At 59.8% G+C, this 21,214-nt stretch carries 20 protein-coding genes; 9 read left to right on the top strand and 11 right to left on the bottom strand.

All coding sequences use genetic code 11. The features are described from left to right. Window positions 1-9: 9 nt before the first annotated feature. Together groL and groES are read right to left on the bottom strand one after the other, a co-directional pair. Window positions 10-1,665 (bottom strand): chaperonin GroEL, encoded by a 1,656-nt coding sequence (gene groL / locus F550_RS0104970; protein ID WP_018147425.1) that lies wholly within the window; start codon window positions 1,663-1,665, stop codon window positions 10-12. A gap of 58 nt (window positions 1,666-1,723) precedes the next feature. Next, window positions 1,724-2,011: a co-chaperone GroES gene (groES, locus tag F550_RS0104965; RefSeq protein WP_018147424.1), complete on the bottom strand. Its 288-nt coding sequence runs from the start codon at window positions 2,009-2,011 to the stop codon at window positions 1,724-1,726. Window positions 2,012-2,247: 236 nt separating this feature from the next. On the opposite strand from groES, the gene F550_RS18420 reads away from it, so the two are divergent. Next, entirely contained in the window at window positions 2,248-3,573 is a 1,326-nt protein-coding gene (locus F550_RS18420) for an alpha/beta hydrolase family protein (protein ID WP_018147423.1), read from the top strand. Between the two features lie 760 nt (window positions 3,574-4,333). Here F550_RS18420 and F550_RS0104955 read toward each other — a convergent pair. The 6 genes from F550_RS0104955 to F550_RS0104930 all read right to left on the bottom strand — a co-directional run bounded on the left by F550_RS0104955 (window position 4,334) and on the right by F550_RS0104930 (window position 8,462). Next, a complete protein-coding gene (locus tag F550_RS0104955; protein WP_018147422.1) occupies window positions 4,334-4,819 on the bottom strand; it encodes a PaaI family thioesterase in 486 nt (161 codons plus the stop codon). Continuing rightward, the gene (locus F550_RS0104950) at window positions 4,816-5,187 is read right to left on the bottom strand and encodes a tRNA-binding protein (protein ID WP_018147421.1); all 372 of its coding nucleotides are present in this window, start codon (window positions 5,185-5,187) and stop codon (window positions 4,816-4,818) included. The genes F550_RS0104955 and F550_RS0104950 overlap by 4 nt, the downstream gene beginning before the upstream one ends. Before the next feature lie 12 nt (window positions 5,188-5,199). Beyond that, the gene (locus F550_RS0104945; RefSeq protein ID WP_040500789.1) at window positions 5,200-5,970 is read right to left on the bottom strand and encodes an SDR family NAD(P)-dependent oxidoreductase; all 771 of its coding nucleotides are present in this window, start codon (window positions 5,968-5,970) and stop codon (window positions 5,200-5,202) included. Between the two features lie 89 nt (window positions 5,971-6,059). Then, window positions 6,060-6,413: a DUF423 domain-containing protein gene (locus tag F550_RS0104940; protein WP_018147419.1), complete on the bottom strand. Its 354-nt coding sequence runs from the start codon at window positions 6,411-6,413 to the stop codon at window positions 6,060-6,062. A gap of 27 nt (window positions 6,414-6,440) precedes the next feature. Then, window positions 6,441-7,943 carry a flavin-containing monooxygenase gene (locus F550_RS16905; RefSeq protein WP_018147418.1) on the bottom strand — a complete coding sequence of 501 codons (1,503 nt, stop codon included), beginning with the start codon at window positions 7,941-7,943 and terminating at the stop codon, window positions 6,441-6,443. Between the two features lie 102 nt (window positions 7,944-8,045). Further along, complete coding sequence (locus F550_RS0104930) at window positions 8,046-8,462, bottom strand: PaaI family thioesterase (RefSeq protein ID WP_018147417.1); 417 nt, start codon at window positions 8,460-8,462, stop codon at window positions 8,046-8,048. A 98-nt stretch (window positions 8,463-8,560) separates the two neighbouring features. Between F550_RS0104930 and F550_RS18415 the strand changes: the two genes are divergently transcribed. The 4 genes from F550_RS18415 to F550_RS0104910 are packed head-to-tail and all read left to right on the top strand — an operon-like array spanning window position 8,561 to window position 11,535. Then, window positions 8,561-8,965, top strand: coding sequence for a VOC family protein (locus tag F550_RS18415; protein WP_018147416.1), 405 nt, complete (start codon window positions 8,561-8,563; stop codon window positions 8,963-8,965). A gap of 5 nt (window positions 8,966-8,970) precedes the next feature. Then, the gene (locus tag F550_RS0104920) at window positions 8,971-10,068 is read left to right on the top strand and encodes a hypothetical protein (RefSeq protein WP_018147415.1); all 1,098 of its coding nucleotides are present in this window, start codon (window positions 8,971-8,973) and stop codon (window positions 10,066-10,068) included. Continuing rightward, entirely contained in the window at window positions 10,061-11,122 is a 1,062-nt protein-coding gene (locus F550_RS0104915; RefSeq protein WP_233348992.1) for a phosphotransferase family protein, read from the top strand. The genes F550_RS0104920 and F550_RS0104915 overlap by 8 nt, the downstream gene beginning before the upstream one ends. Further along, window positions 11,119-11,535 (top strand): hypothetical protein, encoded by a 417-nt coding sequence (locus tag F550_RS0104910; protein ID WP_018147413.1) that lies wholly within the window; start codon window positions 11,119-11,121, stop codon window positions 11,533-11,535. Before F550_RS0104915 ends, F550_RS0104910 begins: the two co-directional genes overlap by 4 nt. Window positions 11,536-11,541: 6 nt before the next feature. On the opposite strand, the gene dgcA is transcribed toward F550_RS0104910, so the two are convergent. Further along, the gene (gene dgcA, locus F550_RS0104905) at window positions 11,542-12,519 is read right to left on the bottom strand and encodes an N-acetyl-D-Glu racemase DgcA (RefSeq protein ID WP_018147412.1); all 978 of its coding nucleotides are present in this window, start codon (window positions 12,517-12,519) and stop codon (window positions 11,542-11,544) included. Window positions 12,520-12,621: 102 nt separating this feature from the next. On the opposite strand from dgcA, the gene F550_RS0104900 reads away from it, so the two are divergent. The 4 genes from F550_RS0104900 to F550_RS0104885 are packed head-to-tail and all read left to right on the top strand — an operon-like array spanning window position 12,622 to window position 16,086. Then, window positions 12,622-13,749, top strand: coding sequence for an ABC transporter permease (locus F550_RS0104900; RefSeq protein WP_018147411.1), 1,128 nt, complete (start codon window positions 12,622-12,624; stop codon window positions 13,747-13,749). After that, window positions 13,746-14,516: an ABC transporter ATP-binding protein gene (locus tag F550_RS0104895; RefSeq protein ID WP_018147410.1), complete on the top strand. Its 771-nt coding sequence runs from the start codon at window positions 13,746-13,748 to the stop codon at window positions 14,514-14,516. Before F550_RS0104900 ends, F550_RS0104895 begins: the two co-directional genes overlap by 4 nt. Continuing rightward, entirely contained in the window at window positions 14,516-15,478 is a 963-nt protein-coding gene (locus F550_RS18410; protein ID WP_018147409.1) for an MlaD family protein, read from the top strand. The genes F550_RS0104895 and F550_RS18410 overlap by 1 nt, the downstream gene beginning before the upstream one ends. Next, window positions 15,475-16,086 (top strand): ABC-type transport auxiliary lipoprotein family protein, encoded by a 612-nt coding sequence (locus F550_RS0104885; protein ID WP_018147408.1) that lies wholly within the window; start codon window positions 15,475-15,477, stop codon window positions 16,084-16,086. Before F550_RS18410 ends, F550_RS0104885 begins: the two co-directional genes overlap by 4 nt. 10 nt (window positions 16,087-16,096) lie before the next feature. On the opposite strand, the gene F550_RS16890 is transcribed toward F550_RS0104885, so the two are convergent. Both F550_RS16890 and pepN read right to left on the bottom strand, forming a co-directional pair. Next, window positions 16,097-18,475, bottom strand: coding sequence for a PAS domain-containing sensor histidine kinase (locus F550_RS16890; protein ID WP_156807821.1), 2,379 nt, complete (start codon window positions 18,473-18,475; stop codon window positions 16,097-16,099). 86 nt (window positions 18,476-18,561) lie between these two features. Beyond that, complete coding sequence (gene pepN, locus F550_RS0104875) at window positions 18,562-21,159, bottom strand: aminopeptidase N (RefSeq protein ID WP_018147406.1); 2,598 nt, start codon at window positions 21,157-21,159, stop codon at window positions 18,562-18,564. Window positions 21,160-21,214 lie beyond the last annotated feature (55 nt).

Below are 21,214 nucleotides of genomic sequence, written 5' to 3'. Positions count from 1 at the left end.
GGGGTGAGCCTAGAAGCCCATACCGCCCATGCCACCCATACCGCCCATGCCACCCATGTCGGGCATGCCGCCGCCGTCACCGTCTTTTTTCGGTGCTTCGGCGATGCCAGCCTCGGTGGTGATCAGAAGGGCTGCGACAGAAGCAGCGTTCTGCAGGGCAGAGCGCACGACCTTTGCCGGGTCGATGATGCCCATCTTGTACATGTCGCCATACTCTTCGGTCTGGGCGTTGAAGCCATAGGCCTGATCGTCGTTGGCGACAATGTTCGCCACGATGACTGAGCCTTCAAGACCGGCATTGTTGACGATCTGACGGATCGGAGCTTCCAGCGCCTTGCAGACGATGTCGATGCCAGCTTGCTCGTCAGCATTAAGGCTATCAACCTTGATGTTGCGAGCTGCGCGGAGCAGGGCAATGCCGCCGCCCGGGATCACGCCTTCTTCGACAGCTGCACGCGTTGCGTTCAGCGCGTCGTCAACGCGGTCCTTGCGCTCTTTCACTTCGACTTCAGTTGCACCGCCGACCTTGATCACGGCAACGCCGCCAGCAAGCTTGGCGAGACGCTCCTGGAGCTTCTCCTTGTCATAGTCGGACGAGGTGTCGTCGATCTGCTTCTTGATCTGGCCAACGCGGGCTTCGATCTCGTCCTTGGAACCGGCACCATCGACAATCGTGGTGTTGTCCTTGTCGATCTCGACCTTCTTGGCGGTACCAAGCATGTCGAGCGAGATGTTCTCAAGCTTGATGCCGAGGTCTTCGGAAACGACCTGGCCGCCGGTCAGGACAGCGATGTCCTGCAGCATGGCCTTGCGGCGATCGCCGAAGCCAGGTGCCTTGACCGCAGCAACCTTGAGGCCGCCGCGCAGCTTGTTGACGACCAGCGTCGCAAGCGCTTCGCCGTCGACATCTTCGCTGATGATCAGAAGCGGGCGCTGGGACTGAACGACCTGCTCGAGGATTGGCAGCATTGGCTGGAGCGAAGACAGCTTCTTCTCGTGAAGAAGAATGTATGGGTCTTCGAGTTCGACCGACATTTTGTCAGGGTTCGTTACGAAGTACGGGCTGAGATAGCCACGGTCGAACTGCATGCCTTCGACGACTTCCAGCTCGGTTTCGAGGGATTTGGCTTCCTCGACCGTGATGACGCCTTCATTGCCGACTTTTTCCATCGCATGCGCGATCATGTCGCCGATTTCCTTGTCGCCATTGGCGGAAATCGAGCCGACTTGCGAAATCTCGGAGTTCTCTTTCACCTTGCGCGACTGATGCGCGAGGTCCTTGGTCACTTCGAGAACGGCTTTGTCGATGCCGCGCTTCAGGTCCATCGGGTTCATGCCGGCGGCAACGCGCTTCATGCCTTCGCGAACGATGGACTGAGCGAGAACCGTCGCAGTCGTCGTGCCGTCACCGGCAACATCGTTTGCCTTGGAGGCAACTTCGCGCAGCATTTGTGCGCCCATATTCTCGAACTTGTCTTCGAGCTCGATCTCTTTTGCGACGGTGACACCGTCCTTCGTGGTGCGTGGGGCACCGAAGGATTTCTCGATGACGACGTTACGGCCTTTAGGGCCGAGGGTCACTTTTACCGCGTTTGCAAGCGTGTCGACGCCTTTGAGCATACGCTCGCGCGCATCAGCGCCGAATTTTACGTGTTTGGCAGCCATAGCTGTCTTCCTTCCTGAAATTCAGTTCGAAATTGTGTGTTGGAAAAGGGAAGCGGGGTTACTCGACGATACCGAGAATGTCGCTTTCCTTCATGATCAGAAGATCCTGGCCGTCGACTTTCACTTCCGTGCCCGACCACTTGCCGAACAGGACGCGGTCGCCAGCTTTGACTTCCATTGGAACGATCTCATTGTCGTCACCGCGAGCGCCGGAACCAACGGCGACGATTTCGCCTTCCTGCGGCTTTTCTTTCGCGGTGTCTGGAATGATGATCCCGCCAGCGGTTTTGGCTTCTTCTTCAACGCGCTTCACGAGAACGCGGTCATGTAGAGGACGGAATTTCATTTGCTCTCTTACCTTTGCTTTCGCCCGAGCGGGCAATATGTTCGTAGTGTTAGCACTCACAAGAGGCGACTGCTAACGGCGCTCAATTAGGTATGCTGGCGAGCAACGTCAACTGGTTGAATTGCGAAATTTCGCTGACAATGAGCTATCACTGCTGAGCGGTCACGATGGCGGCTGAGGCTGGCCAGCTTCACCGTCATTGACAGCCATCGCCGGGCGTCCTTACCCAGCAGGCCATGCATCGCCTTTCAGCCCATTTCCGGCAGGTCCCCAGAAACCTTGTCATTGCAGGTGTGGCGCTGCTCGCAGGCTGTGCAACGAATGTCTTTGAAAAAGCCTCGCTCGATGTCCCGGATCTGCCCGTAGAGCCTCCCATCCTGGCACTGCCTGTCAGCGGCGAGAGCGTGACAAATGTGGACGACTGGACGGCGCGCGCAGTCCCTTCCCTGAAACAGGCTTTTCAGTATTCGGTCTATGGCTTCTTTCCGGACGCCTCGAAGACCAAAATCCTCTCGCGGTCTGTGATAGATGATGAGGCAATGGACGGGCGCGCCGTTCGCGAACTCATCGAAATCAGGGTCTCAGCCAGCTTTGACGGAGAGGATGTTGATCGCGAAGCGTTCCAGATCGATCTTCTGCGTCCGACAGGCGGTGAGACGCCCTATGGCGTCATCCTGCTGCAGAGCTTCTGCCCGCTCGATCACAATCACCGCGAGCCTGCCGTGACCCATGGCGGGCCGGGCGTTTCCTGCAATGGCGGTCCGCTCTCCTTCATTATGGGCCAGGTCTTCAAGCGCCGGATTTCCCATCCGCCGGTGGACGCCTTCCTGGACCGCGGCTTCGCGATCGCCTCGATCCATTCGCGCGAAATCATCCCGGATAATCCGACAGCCGGCCTTGATGCCTTGAACGAGCTCGCCCCGGCCCGCGCCGAGAGCGATGACCGCTGGGGCGCGATTGCGGCCTGGGCCTGGATCTATTCGCGCATGATCGACGCGCTGGAAGCAGACCAGAACTTTGATAGTGACCGGATCGTGGCCCTGGGACATTCCCGGTTCGGCAAGTCCGCCTTGCTGGCCGCAGCCTTCGATAGCCGCATCGATGCCGTCATCGCCAACCAGTCAGGGACAGGCGGGGCAGCCCTGACCCGCGACAAGCAAGGCGAGTCCGTCGCCGAAATAACGATGCGTTATCCGCACTGGTTCGCGACCGTATACGACAACTATGTGGGCTATGAGCATGAGCTATCTGTCGATCAGCATCAGCTCCTCGCCCTGATCGCACCCCGCCCGATCTTCCTTGGAAACGCGCGCCGCGATGTCTGGTCTGACCCGGCCGGCACATTCCGGTCTGCACGCGCGGCCAGCGAGGTGTACGACCTGTTCGGTGTCCCGGGCCTCGAACAGGGGTCGATGAAAGACTTCAATCCGTCGGGAAACATCGCCTTCTGGCTGCGCGGCGGCTTTCACGGCCTCGAAGAAGAGGACTGGCCCCCGATCCTGGATTTCCTGGATATCCATCTTCCGTCGCCACCTTCCCCTCTCCCAAGGGAGAGGGGTTAGGGGTGAGGGGGAGCTCCCTTTCGTTACACGATTTCGTTCCAGCGATGCGATGCTGGCTGTCATCATTGCCAGTCGCAGCGCTCGTTTACCTGTTGTCCCCCCTCATCCGCGGCGCTTCTCCCAATGGGAGAAGGGACGAATAGGGAATTCATCCCCACCCCTCTCAGGCTCAGCCATACTACTGCCATCCCATCCCCAGACAGGGCGGTCCGGACCGACCGGTGGGGATGGTTCTCGCGGCGCTGGAGCCTCGCCGGAAAGACCCCGCCAGGGCTTTCAGCAAAGCGGGAGGGCCTGCGGGCGGCAGAGATGCCAACCGCAGGTGGAGTGCGAAGGTGACCGATGCTGCCGGCAGGGCGTAACGCCCCTGCCAATGGCGGTGCGGCGTCATGTGGGCTCAGGAGCGCGGCTGGCAGGCCAGTCGCGTAACCATACCGAGACGGGCCGGGAGTGGGACACCCGAACGGCCAGATCTTCGCAGGGCGCGTCCTGAACGGTCGCTCTACAGCCACGCCGAAAGGCTGGCATTACTAATCAGCGTCCGCTCCGGGCGCGCCCGGCCCTGTCACTGACTGGGCAGACGACACGTACCGCCAGCGGGAGAACCCTGCATGGCGCTTTTGGTACAGGGGGCGGTTAAGAGGCGCTCATCCTGAGCGAAGTCGAAGGACGATCGCCGGGAGTGACCGAGATGGGTATCAAAAAACATTCCCCTCTCCCCAGGGAGAAGCGGGGGATCACACTGAAATAGCACCAGGCCTCAGCGCGCGCCGTGGATTGCCTCAACTGTGCGGATGGCCTTCCAGGCAATGACTTTCACCAGCAGCTTGCCCTCTTCATTGCGCCATTCGGCCTCAATGTATCCTGTCGACCTTGAGCGGTTCACGACCTCAGCCTTGATCGTGATGTCGCCGTGGCCGACCGGCCGGAAGAGCTTGATCTGCAAATCCTGCGTCGTGAACGCCTCGCCATCGGTCAGCGCCGAGAACATGCAGATGGAGACGACATGATCTGAAAGCGCGCCGACCCAGCCGCCAAAGGCGCGGCCGGGCTGAATGTCATGGCTGCCATCATTGGGCCAGACATAATGGACCTTGCCGGGGGTGATTTCCTTCAGCCAGTCTTCCGGCATGATGCCAAGCTTGGCGATGCCCTTGGGCTTGCTTGGCCAGTCGCCAGAGCTGATGCCTTTCAGGAAGCCCTGAAACATCGGCGAATAGTCTTCCGGATTGTATGTGAGGCTCATGCGAGGCGGGCTCCATTGGGGACTGGCGTATCCGGCGCGGCAAGCACGATCGCCCCGCCATCATCGGGAAAACCGAGCGTCAGGACTTCGGACATGAACTTGCCGATCTGGCGCGGCGGGAAGTTGACCACGGCCATCACCTGCCGGCCGAGAAGCTGTTCGGGGGCATAATGTTCGGTGATTTGCGCAGAGGATTTCTTATGCCCGACGCCGGGACCAAAATCGATCACGAGACGGATGGCGGGCTTGCGCGCGCCCTCCAGCGGCGCTGCCTCAAGGACGGTGCCGATCCGGACATCAATCTGCCGGAAGGTGTCGAAATCAATCGGGTCTGCCGGACCATCGCCCGGCAGGTCGACCTTGTGCATAGCGGGGCCTTTCTAGACGATGACGGAGCCGCCATCGACGACGATCATCTGGCCGGCCATGTACTTGCCAGCGTCAGACGCGAGGAAGATGGCTGCGCCTGCAATGTCGACCGGGTCACCGATGCGGCGCATAGGCGTGCCTTTTTCGATGCGGGCGGCGTTCTCCGGATTTTCCCAGAGCGCCTTGGCAAAGTCGGTCTTGATGAGGCCGGGCGCGACGCAGTTGACGCGGATATTGTGCGGTCCAAGCTCGATCGCATAGTTGCGGGCAAGCTGGAAATCGGCCGCCTTCGAAATGTTGTAGGCGCCGATGACAGGGGAGCCCTTGAGGCCGCCAATAGACGAGATGATCACGATGGCGCCGTCCTTGCGCTCTTTCATCTCTGGCGCGACCATCTGGATCAGCCAGTGATTGGAGATGATGTTGTTCGAGAGGATCTTCTCGAACTGCTCGTCGCCAATCTCTTCCATCGGACCGTAATACGGGTTGGACGCGGCATTACAGACGAGAATGTCGATCTTGCCGAAGGAGGCGCGCGTTTCTTCAACGAGGTGCTGAAGTTCGTCCTTGGACGAGATGTTTGCGGGAACAGAAATCGCCGTTCCTGCGCCATGCTTCTCATTCAGCGCCTCGGCAACTTCCTGGCAGGGGCCAGGCTTGCGGGAGGAGATGACAACTTTCGCGCCTTGCTCTGCCATCTCTTCGGCGATGGACTTGCCGATGCCGCGGGACGAGCCGGTGATAAGTGCGACTTTGCCGGAAAGATCGAAAAGACTGGCCATGGTTTCCTCCATTTACTTCACATGTGCAGTATCTGGCGCCGCACCATATTCAAATCGCGCGCGCTGCCAATCCCCTGGCGAAGACGATGTCAGGACCGAAGCGCTGCCACTGCGAAAAGCGCCCAGCCGATGAGAAGCCCGACACCGCCGATCGGCGTGATGGCGCCGAACCAGCGCGGGGCGCCGAGAGCCATGGCGTACAGCGTACCTGAAAAGATGACGGCGCCGATCAGCATGATCCATCCACCGGTCTGGAAGAGACCTGTGCGGCCCGAAAGGCTGGCAGCGAAGACGGCAACCGCATGAACCAGCAGATAAAGCGTCGCCGTTTCCCACCAGCCGCGGCTTTCGGGTGTGAAGCGAGAGGCCATCCCATGCGCGCCGAATGCGCCGAGCGCGACACCCGCAAAACCAAGCAGAGATGCGATAATGGTCAGTGGCATGGTTCAGCCTCCCGTCAACGGCCCATATCAGGCGGCGTTCGCCGTCCTCTTCGAAAGAGCTTGGCCAGCCTCGTCCTCATAGACAAGCGAGGCTTCATCGAGATCGACCTTCGGCAAGGCGTCCTTTTCGTGCCAATAGTCCTGCGTGTGCTGCCATTCGGGATGTTCGGCGCGTTTTGGCATCAGATGCTCACCGCGCTGAAGATAGCCCGGATTGAAATCGGCCGCGTCCATCCAGCTCATCCGCTCGAGCGTGCGCTCACCTGCGGGGACTTCAGGGCGCACTTCGGCAGCGCCCATTTCGTCCATATGCGCCAGCAGGCGGACCATGAAGTCACCCAGAATATCGACGCGCAAGGTCCAGCTGGCGCGGAAATAGCCGAAAACGAAGAGCATGTTTGGCACATCCTCCACCATCATGCCGCGCCAGGTGAGGCGTTCATTGAAGTCCACTGTCTCGCCATCGACGACAAAGGGAATACTGCCGAGGAATTTCAGATTGAAGCCCGTCGCCGTGATAATGATGTCGGCGTCCAGGGTCTCGCCAGACTTCAGCTGGATGCCTTCCGGCACGAAGCGGTCAATATGATCGGTCACGATGCTCGCATCGCCGTCACGTACCACCTGGAAGAAATCCCCGTCAGGCACGAAGGCGATACGCTGGCGCCAGGGCCGATAGTCCGGCGTGAAGGGCGTCATATCGAAATCCTCGCCCATAATTGCCTTGATGTTATTGAAGAGGAGCGTCTTTACCTCTTCGGGCTCCTTGTTCGCAGCCGCCGTGAAATCGCGCTGATCGGTCAGCACTTTCTTGCGGATGATGGTATGGATCCACTCTTCATCGATCTCGAGACGGCGAAGCTCATCGGCAAGCTCGTTCGCATTGCGTCCGGTCGAGAAATAGGTGGGCGACCTTTGGAGCATGGTGACGTGTTCGCATGACTTCGCGATGTTCGGCACCAGCGTCGCGGCGGTCGCGCCAGACCCGATGACGACGACCTTCTTTCCGGAAAGGTCGATGTCGTCCGGCCAGTCCTGCGGGTGGACGATCTTGCCCTTGAAGCTCTCCATCCCGTCCCAGTCGGGCGTGTAGCCCTTGTCGAGATCGTAATAGCCCTGGCACATCCAGAGGAAGCGGGCTTTCACCTGATGGTCGCCGTCGGGGGTCTCATAGGTGACGGTGTAGAGCTTCTCAGCCGAGGACCATTCGGTCTTCGTGATCTTGTGATTGTAGTGGATGAGCGGGGCAAGATCATTCTCTTCGATGAACTCGCCCATATAGGTGAGGATTTCCTCAGCCGCGGCGATGGGCGGTCCGGTCCACGGCTTGTCGCGATAGCCGAAGGTGTAGAGGTCGCTGTCGGAGCGGATGCCGGGATAGGTGTGGACCTTCCAGGTGCCGCCAAAGCCGTCGAGCGCCTCGAAGACGGCGACCTTCTTGCCCGGGCAGCGATCTTTCAGATGGCGAACTGCGCCCACACCGGAAATGCCTGCGCCGACGATGAGTACATCGAGAATCCTGTCGCCCATACTGATCTCCCTTGGACTTGTCTTTTGGCTGAAACTAGCACCTTGCAGGCCCCGTCGAATAGGGAGGAGCCCGTATGCCGCAGGGGCAAGCGGCGGGTTCGCTCAGGCAGCCGGGATCGAGTAGGTGACGATCACATGGCTCGAAACCTTGTCAGAGCCTTCAGCGCGAATTTCCACCTCGGCAACGGCCAGCGTCTTGCCGAGCTTCATCAGCTTGGCCTCCGCGATAACCGCATCGCCGATACAGGGGCGCAGGAAGTTGATGTTGAGATTGCTCGTCACCGTCATCGGCGTGATGCCGAGGCGGGTGAAGATCGCCATGTACGTCACGCTGTCAGCCATGGTCATCTGCGTCGGGCCGGAAATATATCCGCCAGGTCGAAGATGCTCAGGTCCGGCCTTCAGACGCATGATCGCATGGCCGTCTTCCATGAGGATGACTTCAGAGCGGTTCTGCGCATTGTTGAATGCCTTTCCGAGAAAGGCGTTGGCTTCCTCGACGCTAACTTTCGATGTCATGACTATCCCCGCGTCAGTGATTGATCCGGCTCACCGGTTTCGTCACTGTAGGGACAAGATCGGACCCGCCAAGAGGTCACGACAGGGAAGGAAACTGGATGCAAGATCCGCTGGAGCGGTCTCATACGTCGCCAAGATTCGCAGTGCCACATCCGGGGGAAGCGGCAGACTGGTACGAGAAACATCTCGGCTTTCGTACGGCTATCTTTGAGGATGGAGCATATGCGATTGTACGGCGCGGCAAGCTGTCCCTCCATCTTTGGGAATGCGCTGACCCGGCCATTGGCGAGAATACGGCCTGCTACACGATCATCGATGGTGTTGATGAGCTCGACACCCTGCACGCAGAGTGGCTCGAAGCCTCCAGTTACAGCGATTTTGCACCCGGTCGTATCGAGTCAGAGCCGACAGACAGGCCGGGCCACGGCATGCGAGAATTTTATCTATGGGACCCCGCCGGAAACGTCATCAGCTGCGGCGCAAATATTAAACAGAAAGGCTAGTCATCATGCTCACATGGGGCGACGAATACCCGATCCACCAGACACCGGAGCCCGTCTGGGTCGCCGGGTCTGACCGTAATTTCTACGACCGCTACTTCTTCAATGGCTATTCCAGGGATGGCTCTGTCTTCTTTGGCGCCGCCTTCGGCGTTTATCCGCATCTCAACGTGATGGATGGCGCATTCTCTGTCCTGAAGGACGGGGTGCAGCGTTCAGTTCATGTCTCCCGCATCATGAACCATGAGCGTATGGATACCCGCGTCGGTCCGATGAGGATCGACGTTCTCCAGCCGCTTCAATCTGTGAAAATCACGCTGGACAATGCTGAGGGCATCTCCGGGGAGTTGACCTTTACGGGCCGGCACTTCCCGGTTGAGGAACCGCGCTTCCAGCGCCGCAATGGCTCGCGCACGGTGATGGATGTCACCCGGATGACCCAGAATGGTCACTGGTCCGGCTGGATCGAGATCGACGGCGAACGGATCGAGGTCGATGAGTTCTATGGCACACGCGACAGAAGCTGGGGCGTGCGCCCGATCGGCTCGCAGGACCCTCAGCCGGTCGTTCCGGAAAAGCCTTACCAGTTCTACTGGGTCTGGACGCCGCTCAACTTCGAGAACCTCGCGCTTTATTTTCACGTCAACGAAGACGAGCACGGCAAGAGCTGGAATACGCGCTCGGTCCTGGGAATGGACGGCGCGGATGCGCAAGGCCTGCAGCATCTTGAGGAGCCGAAGTTCACCTGCGAATACGAGGCCGGGACGCGCCGCATCAGCAAGGGCCTGCTGGAAGTGAAGGATACGCAGGACAGACTTCACAAGGTCCATTACGAGCCTATCGCCACCTTCCAGATGAAGGGCCTCGGTTATGGACATCCAGACTGGGCCCATGGCGTCTACAAGGGTGCGTTTGCGATTGAGCGCGAGGACTTCAAGCCGGGTGTCCTGGCGTGGAACGAGCCGACTAATCTGCACATCCAGGCGATCTCAAAGGTGACCCATGAGGGCCCGGACGGAAAGTCATCGGAAGGCATCGGCGCGCTGGAGCAGCTCTTTATCGGGCCGCACGCACCGTCTGGTTGGTCGGGCCTGCTCGATGCCTGAGCAGCCCATTAGTGAGCCCGCGCTAGCCAGAAAATTCGCCCGCTATGCCGAAAGGCATATGCCAGGCGCGAGCAACCTTTCAATCACGGCGATGCACCGCATTCATGGCGGGGCCAGCCGGGAAACCTATTCCGTCGACCTTGCCTATGAGGATGCGGGTGTGCCGAAGACCAAGGGGGTGATCCTGCGCAAGGATCCCCCTGACAGCCTCATCGAGACAGAAAGACGTGTTGAGTTCGCTGCCATCCGCAGCGCCTACGGCAAGGGCGCGATACCGGCGCCAGAGGCTCTATTTCTCGAAACCGGAAATGAGGCGCTGGGCTCTCCTTTTTTTGTCATGGGGCGGATAGAAGGCGGCGAACCGCTCAACCCTTTCAGCCTTGATGGGCTGGGTGAGAACCGCGCACCGCTTGGACGCGATTTCTTCAGATATCTGGGCGAGATTGCCGCGATCGACATCCAGGACGCCCCGATCAAGAATGAGATTGACACGCCGGCGCCGGACACATGCTGGAAGCGTGAGCTTGATCACTGGGCCGGTGAGATTCGGGCAAATGCGCGCGAGCCGCAACCGGTCGCCGAAGCCGCTATCCGCTACCTTGCGTCCAACCCGCCGCCACCGGCGCAGCGCATGTCTCTGGTCCATGGAGACTACAGGACCGGTAACTACCTTCACGATGGGCAGGGAGGCATAAATGCCATCCTTGATTGGGAAATGGCCCATATTGGTGACCCCTATGAGGACCTTGGCTGGGCGACCGACCCGCTTTGGGGCGGCAATGACGACGCGCTCGCGGCGGGCCTCCTGCCTTGGGACGAGGCGATTGCAATCTGGCAGCAAAATTCGGGCTGCAGCTTTGATCCGCAAGCTTTTGAATGGTGGAGCCTTTTCTCGCACCTGAAAGGTCTCGGTATCTGGATCTCTTCGGCTCGCGCCTATGCGGACGGAAAGAATGACGACCCGATCCTCGCCTTTTCAGGCTGGTTTACGCATTGCGCGCACGAAACCATGCTTGCCCATCGGCTGGCTGTAAAACACGGAGTTCCTGCATGAGCGATATCACGATGATCCTTGGACGGATCGGTGCCACGCTGGGCAGGGATGTCGTACCGCATCTGGAAGGTCATTATGCGGCCGGTCATGCCCGGATGTCCGGATTGCTTGCCGTCATGGCAGGAGAGCTTCTTGAGAAAGAAGCAGATCTGCTGGTCACGGAGATTACCGGTATCCGCAGCCTGCTGCAGGCTGGGGGCATGGAGGACGATGTGCCTAAGGCTCCATCGCTACGGCTTTCGGACCTTCGAAAGACCCGCAATGCGCTGGCTGAGAAGCTGATCGAGCTGCAGACGCAGCTCGAAGCGAGGGATGATGAGGAGGCGACGGCGCTGAATACGCAGATCTGGGGTCATCTTCTCTCGACGAGCGTCGCCAGAATGCCAAGCCCGCCGTTATTCCACGGGGGCTGAAGAGGCCTAGCCCCACAACTCTCTTGAGGGCGGGAAGACGGTGCCGCCCTCATATTTCAGGCCGTAATCTACATCCTTCGAAAGCCAGAGCGGCCCGTCGAGATCGACAGCGTCGGCAAGGGCGCCAAGCAATGCAGCAGGTGCCATGCTGATCGAACCCGCAACCATGCAGCCGACCATGACGCCCAGTCCGCAGGCCTTTGCCTCGCGGACCATTGCCAGCGCTTCGGTGAGGCCGCCTGTCTTGTCGAGCTTCACATTGATGACATCATACATGCGCGCGAGATCCTGAACCTGCGCCCGCGTGTGTGCGCTTTCGTCCGCGCAGATGGCGACTTCCGGCGGGCGTTTCAGAAGTGCACCGTCCTCGCCGGCTGGAAAGGGCTGCTCGATCAGGACAACGCCCAGCTTTGCTGCCTCTCGCGCAAGGCCGGGCAGGGCGCCTGCCTCCAATTGTTCATTCGCATCGAGGATCAGCCGCGCATCGGGACGCGCCTCGTGCACCGCGCGAACCCTCTCCATGTCGCCACCACCCCCTAGTTTTACCTTGAGCAGTTTGCCAGGCGCATCCGCTGCGGCGCGCGCCATATCGGCGGCTTCGCCAAGCACTACGGTTACGCAGGTTTCGAGCGGCTGGGGTTCCGGCAGGCCTGCGAGTTGCCAGACCGGTTTGCCGCTTTCCTTGGCTTCGAGATCCCACATCGCGCAATCGAGGGCGCAGCGGGCCGCGCCGGCTGGCATCAGGCCCTGAAGCTCCTGCCGGCCGAGCCCCGCTTCGATCGCGCCGCGCTGGGCCTCGATGGCCGACACCACCGATTCGATGGTTTCGCCATACCGACCGTAAGGAACGCTTTCACCGCGACCGCGTTTCTCGCCGCGCGTCAGTGTCACGAGAACCGATTCGGCCGACGTCTTCGCACCACGCGAGATGGAAAAGGCCTGTGCCAGCGGTGAGGAAACATGTTCGATTGAAAGCGTTGTCATATGCAATAAGCTCTGGGGTTACAGCCGGACGTTGTAAGACGGTTCCCGTCATGCTCAAGGTCTGAGCGCGCAGACATTAACCAGCAAGGTATCAGGCGGCGAATGCCAGACGGGCCCGACTTCCAGTTTGAAAGCGACGCCTCGCGCGGACGGCTGACCCTGTCGGGTGCGTGGACCATCCATTCAATCGGCAAGGTCTCCGATAAGCTCGCTGAGATATCGGTGTCCGGCATCGATGTACTTGAAGCTGATTGCTCGGATCTGGAGCGTCTGGACACGGCGGGTGCCTTCATTATTGACCGGTTCGCCTGCAGGGCGGGCGCCTCCGAAGTCAAACCTGTCGAGGCAAGCGACAAGGTTGCCGCCCTCCTGAAGCAGGCCACTGAGCTTCGCCCGGAAGGTGGTGACGAGACGACAAAGCGCGAATTCGGCGTTGTCGACCTACTGGAGCGGACGGGCCGCGCAGCGACGCATTTCATCGAAGAGACCGTGGAAACCCTCGCCTTCCTCGGCGAGACGATACTTGCGATGATGCACATCGTGACCCGGCCATCGAAGATGCGCTGGACGGCGCTTGTCTCTGTCATGGAAGATTCTGGCCTCGATGCTGTGCCGATCGTCGCCTTTCTATCCTTCTTCGTCGGCATGGTCGTGGCCTTTATCGGGGCAACCACGCTTGAAGCTTTCGGCGCGACCATATTCACCGTCGAACTCGTCGGGATCGCCGTTCTGCGGGAGTTTGGCGTCATCCTGACGGCGATCATCCTTGCGGGCCGCACCAACTCAGCCTTTACCGCCCAGATCGGGGCCATGCGCATGCGCCAGGAAGTTGATGCAATGGTCACGCTTGGGCTGAACCCGATGGACGTGCTTGTGGTGCCGCGCGCCTTTGCGATGCTGATCATGACCCCGGTGCTGACCCTTATCGCCGTCCTCTTTGGTATTGGCGGCGGCGCATTTGTCAGCTGGCTTGCGCTCGACATCAACCCAACGGTCTTCATGAACCGGATGCAGAGTTATGTGCCGATCCAGAATTTCTGGGTGGGCATGTCAAAGGCACCCGTTTTCGGTCTGGTTGTCGCGTTGATCGGCTGCCGTCAGGGTCTTCTTGTCGGTGGCAGCGTTCAGTCGCTCGGCCAGTCGACGACCAAGTCAGTGGTGCAGGCGCTCTTCTCCATAATCGTTATCGATGCGTTGTTTGCCGTCTTCTATCTGGAGCTTGGCATATGAGCGAGGAGATCGCGATCAAGGTCCGCGGACTGACCACGGCCTACGGCACGCATGTTGTGCATGAAGAACTCGACCTGGACGTAAAACGGGGAGAGATCCTCGGTGTGATCGGCCCTTCGGGAACTGGCAAGTCCGTGCTGTTGCGGGCGATTGTCGGGCTGAAGCGGCCAGAGACCGGTACGGTCGAGGTCTTCGACAAGAACGTCACTGATCTTGAAGGCGATGATCTGCGGGAGGTGCAGAACCTCTGGGGTATCATGTTCCAGGACGGTGCGCTCTTTTCGAACCTTACTGTCCGCGAGAACGTTATGGTCCCTATGCGCGAACATACAGACTTGCCCGAGCCGCTGATGAAGCAGCTTGCTGACCAGAAGCTGCGCATGTCCGGCCTTGATGATAGCGCCGGCCCTAAATTTCCATCGGACCTCTCAGGCGGGATGCGCAAACGCGCCGCGCTGGCTCGCGCGCTGGCGCTCGATCCGCCAATCCTGTTTCTCGATGAACCGACAGCCGGACTCGACCCGATCACGGCTGCCGGGTTCGACACACTTGTGCGGGATCTGCAGAGCGCCTTGTCTCTCACCGTCTTTCTGGTCACACATGACGTTGATACGCTTGTCGCAACGTGCGACCGGATCGCGGTGCTCGGCCGCAAGAAGGTTCTGGCAGCCGGAACGATCGAAGAGCTTCGCCAGGACGACGATCCCTGGATACAGGACTATTTCTGCGGCCCGCGTGGCCGCGCCGCCCAAGCGGGAGCGAGCTGATGGAAACACGTGCAAATTACGCGCTGATTGGCGCCTTCGTTATTGTCGCCGCGCTGGCGGCGCTCGGCTTTGTCCTCTGGCTAGGTCAGTCACAGTTCAACCGCGACTATGATGTCTATGACGCCGTCTTCGAAGGCCCTGTTACGCTCGAGGAGGGTGCGTCGGTCCGCTATATCGGCATCAAGGTCGGCGAAGTAACCTCCATCGGTATCGACCGTGACGACGCCTCCAAGGTGCGGGCACGCTTTCGCGTCGACAATGAAACGCCGGTGAAGACTGACTCCACCGCCACGATTGAATTTGCGGGCATTACCGGCGTTACGTTCATCCAGATCAATGCGGGCTCACCGAATGCGCAGTGGCTGAAGCGTGCCTCCGATGCGAATGTGCCGGAAATCGAGACCATCTCGAACCCTCTGAGCGCGCTTGTATCGAGCGGTGCGGAGGTCATGGGCCGGGCGACGCTGGCGCTTGAACGTATCGATGAGCTGCTCAGCCAGGAAAACATCGATGCGGTCTCCAGCAGCGTGCAGAATGTCGAAGCCATTACCGCCGCCCTTAGCGGCAATGGTGAGCTTTTCACCGATGTGAACGACCTGCTGGCCAGCGCTAATTCCGCCGCGCTGAGTTTCAATCAGGCGTCGCAGGACCTTGGCCAGCTCGGCCGAGATGCGAGCGTTGAGGTCAAACGCATCGGGGATGAGATATCTGAAATCACGACCGGCCTTGAAGACGTGACCGCCTCTGCCCGTTCGGCCATCGAACGTGTCGAAAGCGCCGTTGATTCCGCAGCATCAGTGATCGAAGGGCCGGGTACCGACGCGGTTGTCGATTTTCGTCTGATCGCACAGGATATGCGGACATTGATTTCGCGGCTCGACAGACTGACACGTGAAATCGAGCAAAACCCGCAGGGCCTGCTTCGCAACGAACCGCTTCCATATGAAAGAGACGGCGAATGACCACCATACACAAACTCTGTGCAGGCGCTGGTCTGGCCGCTGTGATTGCGGCGGGCGGTTGCGTGTCAGTGCTGCCGGAACAGCCAGAACCTCGCGCAGTCTATCAGCTGCCCGACCCCGAGGCATTGGCCGAGCTTCAGACCAATGTCGTGATCCGCGAGCCAGATGCCTCGCGCCTGTTCGCATCACGCAAGATCATTTCACAGAGCGAGGATGACGGTTTCAAGGTTGTGCCCGAAGTCGCCTGGGCCGAACGGTCAACGCGCATGTTTCAGATCAATCTTCTGGATGCATTCAGCACCTCGTCTGCCGGCCTTGCAGTCGATGATGTGACGGGCGTCAGCGGCGCGTACGAGCTCTACTGGCGGGTCACGCAATTCTATCTGCGTGGCACCGAAGGTGTCTGTCAGCTGCAGCTGACCCTGCTGGATGGGCGCAGCCGCGAACCGGTCGCTCAGCATACGCTTTTGGCTAGCTCTCACGTACCCGGACAGGGCGATCTTGTCCGCGCACGAGCGCTGGCTGATGCCGGGCGTCAGTGCGTCGAGAAAGCAGCCGCGTTCATCGCCGAGAAAGCGGTCGACCGCGAAGAAACCGTCGAAGACTGAACGTGGCCGTCTAAGCGACGCTGACCTTTGGGCGCGCCGTATCCTTGCTGACCGGCAGGTAGAAGCTCACCATCGTGCCGCGGCCGACTTCGCTTGCGATGGAGAAGCGGCCACCATGCATTTCCGCAAAGGATTTCGTGAGCGCGAGACCCAGACCCGTACCGTCATAATTGCGTTCGCGCGTTTCCTGAACCTGTTCAAACGGCTGGGCGAGGCGCGGCAGGTGTTCCTTAGGAATACCAACGCCAGTATCGCGCACGGCCACACGGACAAAATCGTTCTTCTGCTGAACGACGACCAGAATGCGGCCGCCCGGATCGGTAAACTTGATCGCGTTGGAGAGCAGGTTCAGCATCATCTGACGCACAGCGCGGTGGTCTGCGTCCACCTCTGGCAATGGCTCTTGAGCCTGTAGTGAAAGCTCGATGCTTTTATCCTCTGCCTTACGGCGGATCATCCGCACGGCTGCGTCGACAGGATCGACGAGATCGATCGGTTTCGGATCAATTGTCATCTTGCCCGCTTCGATCTTGGCGATGTCGAGGATGTCGTTGATCATGTCCAGCAAGTGCTGGCCGGAGGTCAGGATATCGTGCGCATACTCGCTGTAGCGCTTGTCACCAAGTGGGCCGTACATCTGATTGACGAGGATTTCAGAGAACCCGTTGATCGCGTTGAGCGGGGTGCGCAGCTCATGGCTCATATTGGCGAGGAAGGCGCTTTTGGAGTCGGCCGAACGCTCTGCTTTGGCCTTCTCCTCGTTGTACTTGCGGGCAAGCTCTGCATTGTGACCTTCGGAGCGTGCAAGCTCTTCGACGGTGGCGCGAAGCTTCTTCTTTTGCTGCGTAAGTTCGTCCTCACTCTTTACGTCGCGGGTGACATCGAGGCCAAAAGTGATGAGGCCACCAGCCGGTGAGCGACGCTCCACCACTTTCAGCCATTGACCGTTTCGAAGACCGACGACGGTCACATTTGAATCGTCATGGGAGCCACGTTCGCTGATCACATTGGCACTGCGGGCCAACATGACAGTTTCATAGCCGACCCCGACCCGCACCACATCTTCCAGACCAAAAAGTTCGCTGAACGCGTCGTTCCAGAAGGTAAGGCGCTGCTTGTTATCCCAAAGGGCAAAGGGAGCAGGGAAGTGCTCTATGGCCTGTCTCAACCGTGCCTCGGATGATTTGTGGCGCTCGCGTTGGCGCATCGTTTCGGTCACGTCCAGAACGATCCCGCTAACAGACTGGGTCTGGCCAGCACCGGTGTCGTCGAGGCCGCCCCGAAGCTCGATCCAGGTTTCTCCGCGCGACATCGCGGTTGCGATCGTCGTCGTGAAAGGCTGACCTGCGCGGCACCCATCGATGAGGTTGCGCAAATGGTTGCGATGGTCGGGAAAGACCTGCTCGAGCAATTGCGGCACTGTCAGCTCGCCGCTGAACTGAAGTCCGAAAAGGCGGGCTGCATCATCATTGATCCAGGCATCGCCTGACTGAAGCGCGACCTGCCAGGCGCCGACCCGGCCGTTGAATGCAGCCTGGTCCATCCGTGTCGATCTGGGGGCGTCTTCGCTTGACGGGGCGACGGTGTCTGCGCGCGAAGACAGGCTTGAGTAGAGACCGCACACCGCGAGGGCCGGAGCCGTCAGAAGGATCAGGTAGAGCAGTAACTGAATGCCATTGTCGGCGGTGAGCAAAGGACTTGACCGGTTGAGGCAGAGAGAGAATGCCGCCCCATCCACAGGCGCGCATGCGGTCAGCGACCGGTCGAAAAGGCCGGAATAGCGATAGCCGTGTCCCTGGCTGAGAATGGTCGTTGTCGGGGGAGCGACGCCCTGGCCGCCGATAGACACGGTTCGATCACCATCCAGAATGATGCGCTGGGCCTGATTGGCGCCCTTGAGCCACTGATTGAGCGAAACGCGCGAGATGATGCCAGATTGCTCATCGAGCGGGTGAACCAGCATGAGTTCATTTGAGGGCGTCAGGCGCAGGCGCCGGCCGGCCTCGATCATCGATGCCGCCATTTCTGCCAATTGGCGATTGCGTTCATCATTCGACGATTTCGCCGCCTGAAGCGAGATGAGGCTGTCGACGCCAATTTCCTCTGCCTCAATACCTGAAAGTCTCCGACCAGACTGAAGCAGCCTGCCGAGGTTCGCGGCCGCCTCATCAGCCGAGGCATTCAGGGCCTGGCTGGTGAGAAGGGCATCGCGCTGTGCAAGATGGAGCGCGTCCCGGTCTCTGGAGTTCTGAACATTCCAGGCGACCATGGCGATCGAGGCGACGAGAATGAGAAAGGTAACGATAAGAACGGTTGCGGGCATGCGCCCCGTGACAGCTGCCGCTTCAGGACGGCGGTCCCGACCAACACTGTCTCGTACTTTCGCCAAGGACTAGCCCCTCATCAACGCCCGGAGGTCCAGCCAGAGTATGGCCAGAAAACCTTTGCGTTAGAGTTAATGTGGGGCCAGTACCTCTAGTCCAGCGCGCGCGCCAGAATATCCATCGTATTTTTGGAGAGGGACGCTGCCTGAAGTGACTTCAACGTCCTTTCCGCGCTCGCCTTGGCAACTGGTTCCAGTTTGCGCCACTGCTCGAAGCTGGTGAGCAATCTGGCGGCGAGCGCCGGATTGCGGGGATCAGTGTCGAGCGCGATATCGGCGATGACCTTGTGACCTTCGCCGTCGCGAGCATGGAAGGCGGCCAGATTGGTCATGGCGAAGGCGGCCGCAACAGAGCGTACCCGGTTCGGATTCGACAGGTCGAAGTCCTGATGCTCGGACAGCCTGCGCGCGTCTTCAGCCGTGCCCTGACCGGCCTGAACGGCAAACCATTTGTCGATGACAAGCGGGTTGTCCTTCCAGCGCTCATAGAAGGTGCTGATCGCATCTTCGCGCTCGCTGGTCTTGAACGGGACGAGCGTGCGAAGGCATGCGAGGCTTTCAGTCATGTTGGGCGCGGCATCGAACAGCGCTTTCAGCTTACGGGCAGCGTCGGGCGTATCAAGCGCGCCGGTCAGGCCAATCATCGCGGTCCGCAGCGAACGAATACCCGCCTGCTCGGCGTTTGGTTCGAAGGGGGCAGGCGATGGCTCTGCCAGAATTCGTTCGGCGTCGGATTTCAGGTTTTCGCCGAGTGCCTTGCGAAGCCGCTTGCGCGCATCGCTGAGACCGGCCGGGTCGACGGGGTCGCGGTGCTGGAAGAGTTCGCCGATATCCGGCAGGACCGTCAGGAGCGCGGCGAAAGCCGGATCGCTCTCATTTGAGCGAACGGCGTCAGCGAGCGCGCTAATGAGTGCCTCGTCAGGCGGTGATTGTGGATTGTCCAGGAGACGGAAGATTTCGCTGCGTGCAAGCGTCTGGAAATTGTCCCAGATGTTGAACGGATCTGTCTCGCTTGCGGCCAGCTCGAGCAGCTGCTCATTCGAGAGGTCACGGTCGATGTGGACCGGCGCACTGAACTGACGGTTGACCGACAGAAGTGGTTTGTCGCTGCCCTGCGGCAGTTTCAGCTCAACCGTCTTCGTCTCAGTGTCGAGGACGATAACGCCTTCACCGTTCTGCCAGCCGTCGGCATCGATATGGCCGCCCTTGCCATCAAGGAGGGCCGCACGGAGCGGGATAGGGACGGGTTGCTTGTCGGTCTCACCAGGAGTTGCTGGTGTGGACTGGCGAAGTGACAGGGTCAGCGTGGAGGTGTCGCCATTCCAGTCCTCGTCGATGCGGACAGACGGCGTGCCAGCCTGTGCATACCAGCGGCGGAACTGGCTGAGGTCCTTGCCGGACGCTTTTTCGAAGCAGCCATAGAAGTCTTCGATCGTCGAGGCGGTCCCGTCGAATTCGTCGAAATAGATCTGCATGCCTTTGTCGAACGCATCCATCCCGATAAGGACGGTCAATGCACGGATAAGTTCGGCGCCCTTTGAGTAAACGGTGGCAGTGTAAAGATTTTCGATTGATCCGTATTTGTCTGGTCGCACGGGGTGAGCGAGCGGCCCGGCATCTTCTGCGAACTGACGGGCGCGCAGCCCCATGACGTCCTTGATCCGCTGGACAGGGCGCGACCGAAGGTCAGACGAGAACTCCTGATCGCGGAAGACCGTCAGGCCTTCCTTTAGGCAGAGCTGGAACCAGTCGCGGCAGGTGATGCGGTTGCCGGTCCAGTTGTGGAAGTATTCGTGGCCGACAATGCTTTCGATGGCTTCGAAGTCGGCATCGGTCGCGCTTTCCTGGCTGGCAAGAACATAGGCCGAGTTGAAGATGTTGAGGCCTTTGTTTTCCATCGCGCCAAAATTGAAGTCGCGAACGGCCACGATGTTGAAAACGCCAAGGTCATAGGCGCGGGCAAATCGCTCCTCATCCCACTTCATGGACGCCTTGAGGCTTTCCATCGCCCATTCGGCGCTCGTCGCCTGTCCCTTGTCGACGTAGACGCCGAGGTCGACATGGTCGCCGTTCATCGTGGTGAAGGTGTCGCGCCAGACATCATAGTCGCCCGCGCAGAGCGCAAAGAGGTAAGACGGCTTGGGGTGCGGATCGTCCCACTCGGCATAATGACGGCCATCGGAATGATCGCCGCTGTCGCCAGGCGTGCCGTTCGACAAGAGAATTGGATACTTCGATTTGTCGGCGTCCATGCGGACATGGAAGCGGCTCATCACGTCGGGCCGGTCAGGCCAGTAGGTGATGTAGCGAAAGCCGGTCGCCTCGCACTGGCTGCAGAAACGGCCGCCGGATATATAGAGCCCCGAAAGCGCGGTATTGCTCGAGGGGTCAATCGTGACATCCGTTTCCAGCGTAAACTCGTCCGGCACGGTCTTGATCGTCAGCTTTTCGTCGTCGCGCGTATAGTCGCTGTCGCGCAAGGCCTTGCCGTTGAGGCGGATCTCGTTGAGCGTCAGCTTTACGCCGTCCAGAACAAAGGCGCCATCTGCTGTCCGGCGCACTTTCATCTTGGTCTTCACGCGTGTCGCCTTCGGGTCGAGCGAGAAGTCGAGCGCGACTTCATCGATCTCAAACGGGTAAGGCGTATATTCTTCGAGCTTGATCGAAACGGGCGTATCGGTGCGCAGCATGACATTTCCTCTGTCGTTCTGAACAACAGATAGGATGCCTGCGACGCACCCTCAA

The organism is Henriciella marina DSM 19595 (assembly GCF_000376805.1).
In the GTDB taxonomy this organism is placed as follows: domain Bacteria; phylum Pseudomonadota; class Alphaproteobacteria; order Caulobacterales; family Hyphomonadaceae; genus Henriciella; species Henriciella marina.
This window is presented reverse-complemented; position numbering and strand designations above follow the sequence as displayed.

What these genes read in the sequence shown, in the direction of transcription:
- groL (WP_018147425.1), bottom strand. Translation starts at nt 1,665, where the DNA reads ATGGCTGCCAAACACGTAAAATTCGGCGCTGATGCGCGCGAGCGTATG.
- groES (WP_018147424.1), bottom strand. Translation starts at nt 2,011, where the DNA reads ATGAAATTCCGTCCTCTACATGACCGCGTTCTCGTGAAGCGCGTTGAA.
- F550_RS18420 (WP_018147423.1), top strand. Translation starts at nt 2,248, where the DNA reads ATGCATCGCCTTTCAGCCCATTTCCGGCAGGTCCCCAGAAACCTTGTC.
- F550_RS0104955 (WP_018147422.1), bottom strand. Translation starts at nt 4,819, where the DNA reads ATGAGCCTCACATACAATCCGGAAGACTATTCGCCGATGTTTCAGGGC.
- F550_RS0104950 (WP_018147421.1), bottom strand. Translation starts at nt 5,187, where the DNA reads ATGCACAAGGTCGACCTGCCGGGCGATGGTCCGGCAGACCCGATTGAT.
- F550_RS0104945 (WP_040500789.1), bottom strand. Translation starts at nt 5,970, where the DNA reads ATGGCCAGTCTTTTCGATCTTTCCGGCAAAGTCGCACTTATCACCGGC.
- F550_RS0104940 (WP_018147419.1), bottom strand. Translation starts at nt 6,413, where the DNA reads ATGCCACTGACCATTATCGCATCTCTGCTTGGTTTTGCGGGTGTCGCG.
- F550_RS16905 (WP_018147418.1), bottom strand. Translation starts at nt 7,943, where the DNA reads ATGGGCGACAGGATTCTCGATGTACTCATCGTCGGCGCAGGCATTTCC.
- F550_RS0104930 (WP_018147417.1), bottom strand. Translation starts at nt 8,462, where the DNA reads ATGACATCGAAAGTTAGCGTCGAGGAAGCCAACGCCTTTCTCGGAAAG.
- F550_RS18415 (WP_018147416.1), top strand. Translation starts at nt 8,561, where the DNA reads ATGCAAGATCCGCTGGAGCGGTCTCATACGTCGCCAAGATTCGCAGTG.
- F550_RS0104920 (WP_018147415.1), top strand. Translation starts at nt 8,971, where the DNA reads ATGCTCACATGGGGCGACGAATACCCGATCCACCAGACACCGGAGCCC.
- F550_RS0104915 (WP_233348992.1), top strand. Translation starts at nt 10,061, where the DNA reads ATGCCTGAGCAGCCCATTAGTGAGCCCGCGCTAGCCAGAAAATTCGCC.
- F550_RS0104910 (WP_018147413.1), top strand. Translation starts at nt 11,119, where the DNA reads ATGAGCGATATCACGATGATCCTTGGACGGATCGGTGCCACGCTGGGC.
- dgcA (WP_018147412.1), bottom strand. Translation starts at nt 12,519, where the DNA reads ATGACAACGCTTTCAATCGAACATGTTTCCTCACCGCTGGCACAGGCC.
- F550_RS0104900 (WP_018147411.1), top strand. Translation starts at nt 12,622, where the DNA reads ATGCCAGACGGGCCCGACTTCCAGTTTGAAAGCGACGCCTCGCGCGGA.
- F550_RS0104895 (WP_018147410.1), top strand. Translation starts at nt 13,746, where the DNA reads ATGAGCGAGGAGATCGCGATCAAGGTCCGCGGACTGACCACGGCCTAC.
- F550_RS18410 (WP_018147409.1), top strand. Translation starts at nt 14,516, where the DNA reads ATGGAAACACGTGCAAATTACGCGCTGATTGGCGCCTTCGTTATTGTC.
- F550_RS0104885 (WP_018147408.1), top strand. Translation starts at nt 15,475, where the DNA reads ATGACCACCATACACAAACTCTGTGCAGGCGCTGGTCTGGCCGCTGTG.
- pepN (WP_018147406.1), bottom strand. Translation starts at nt 21,159, where the DNA reads ATGCTGCGCACCGATACGCCCGTTTCGATCAAGCTCGAAGAATATACG.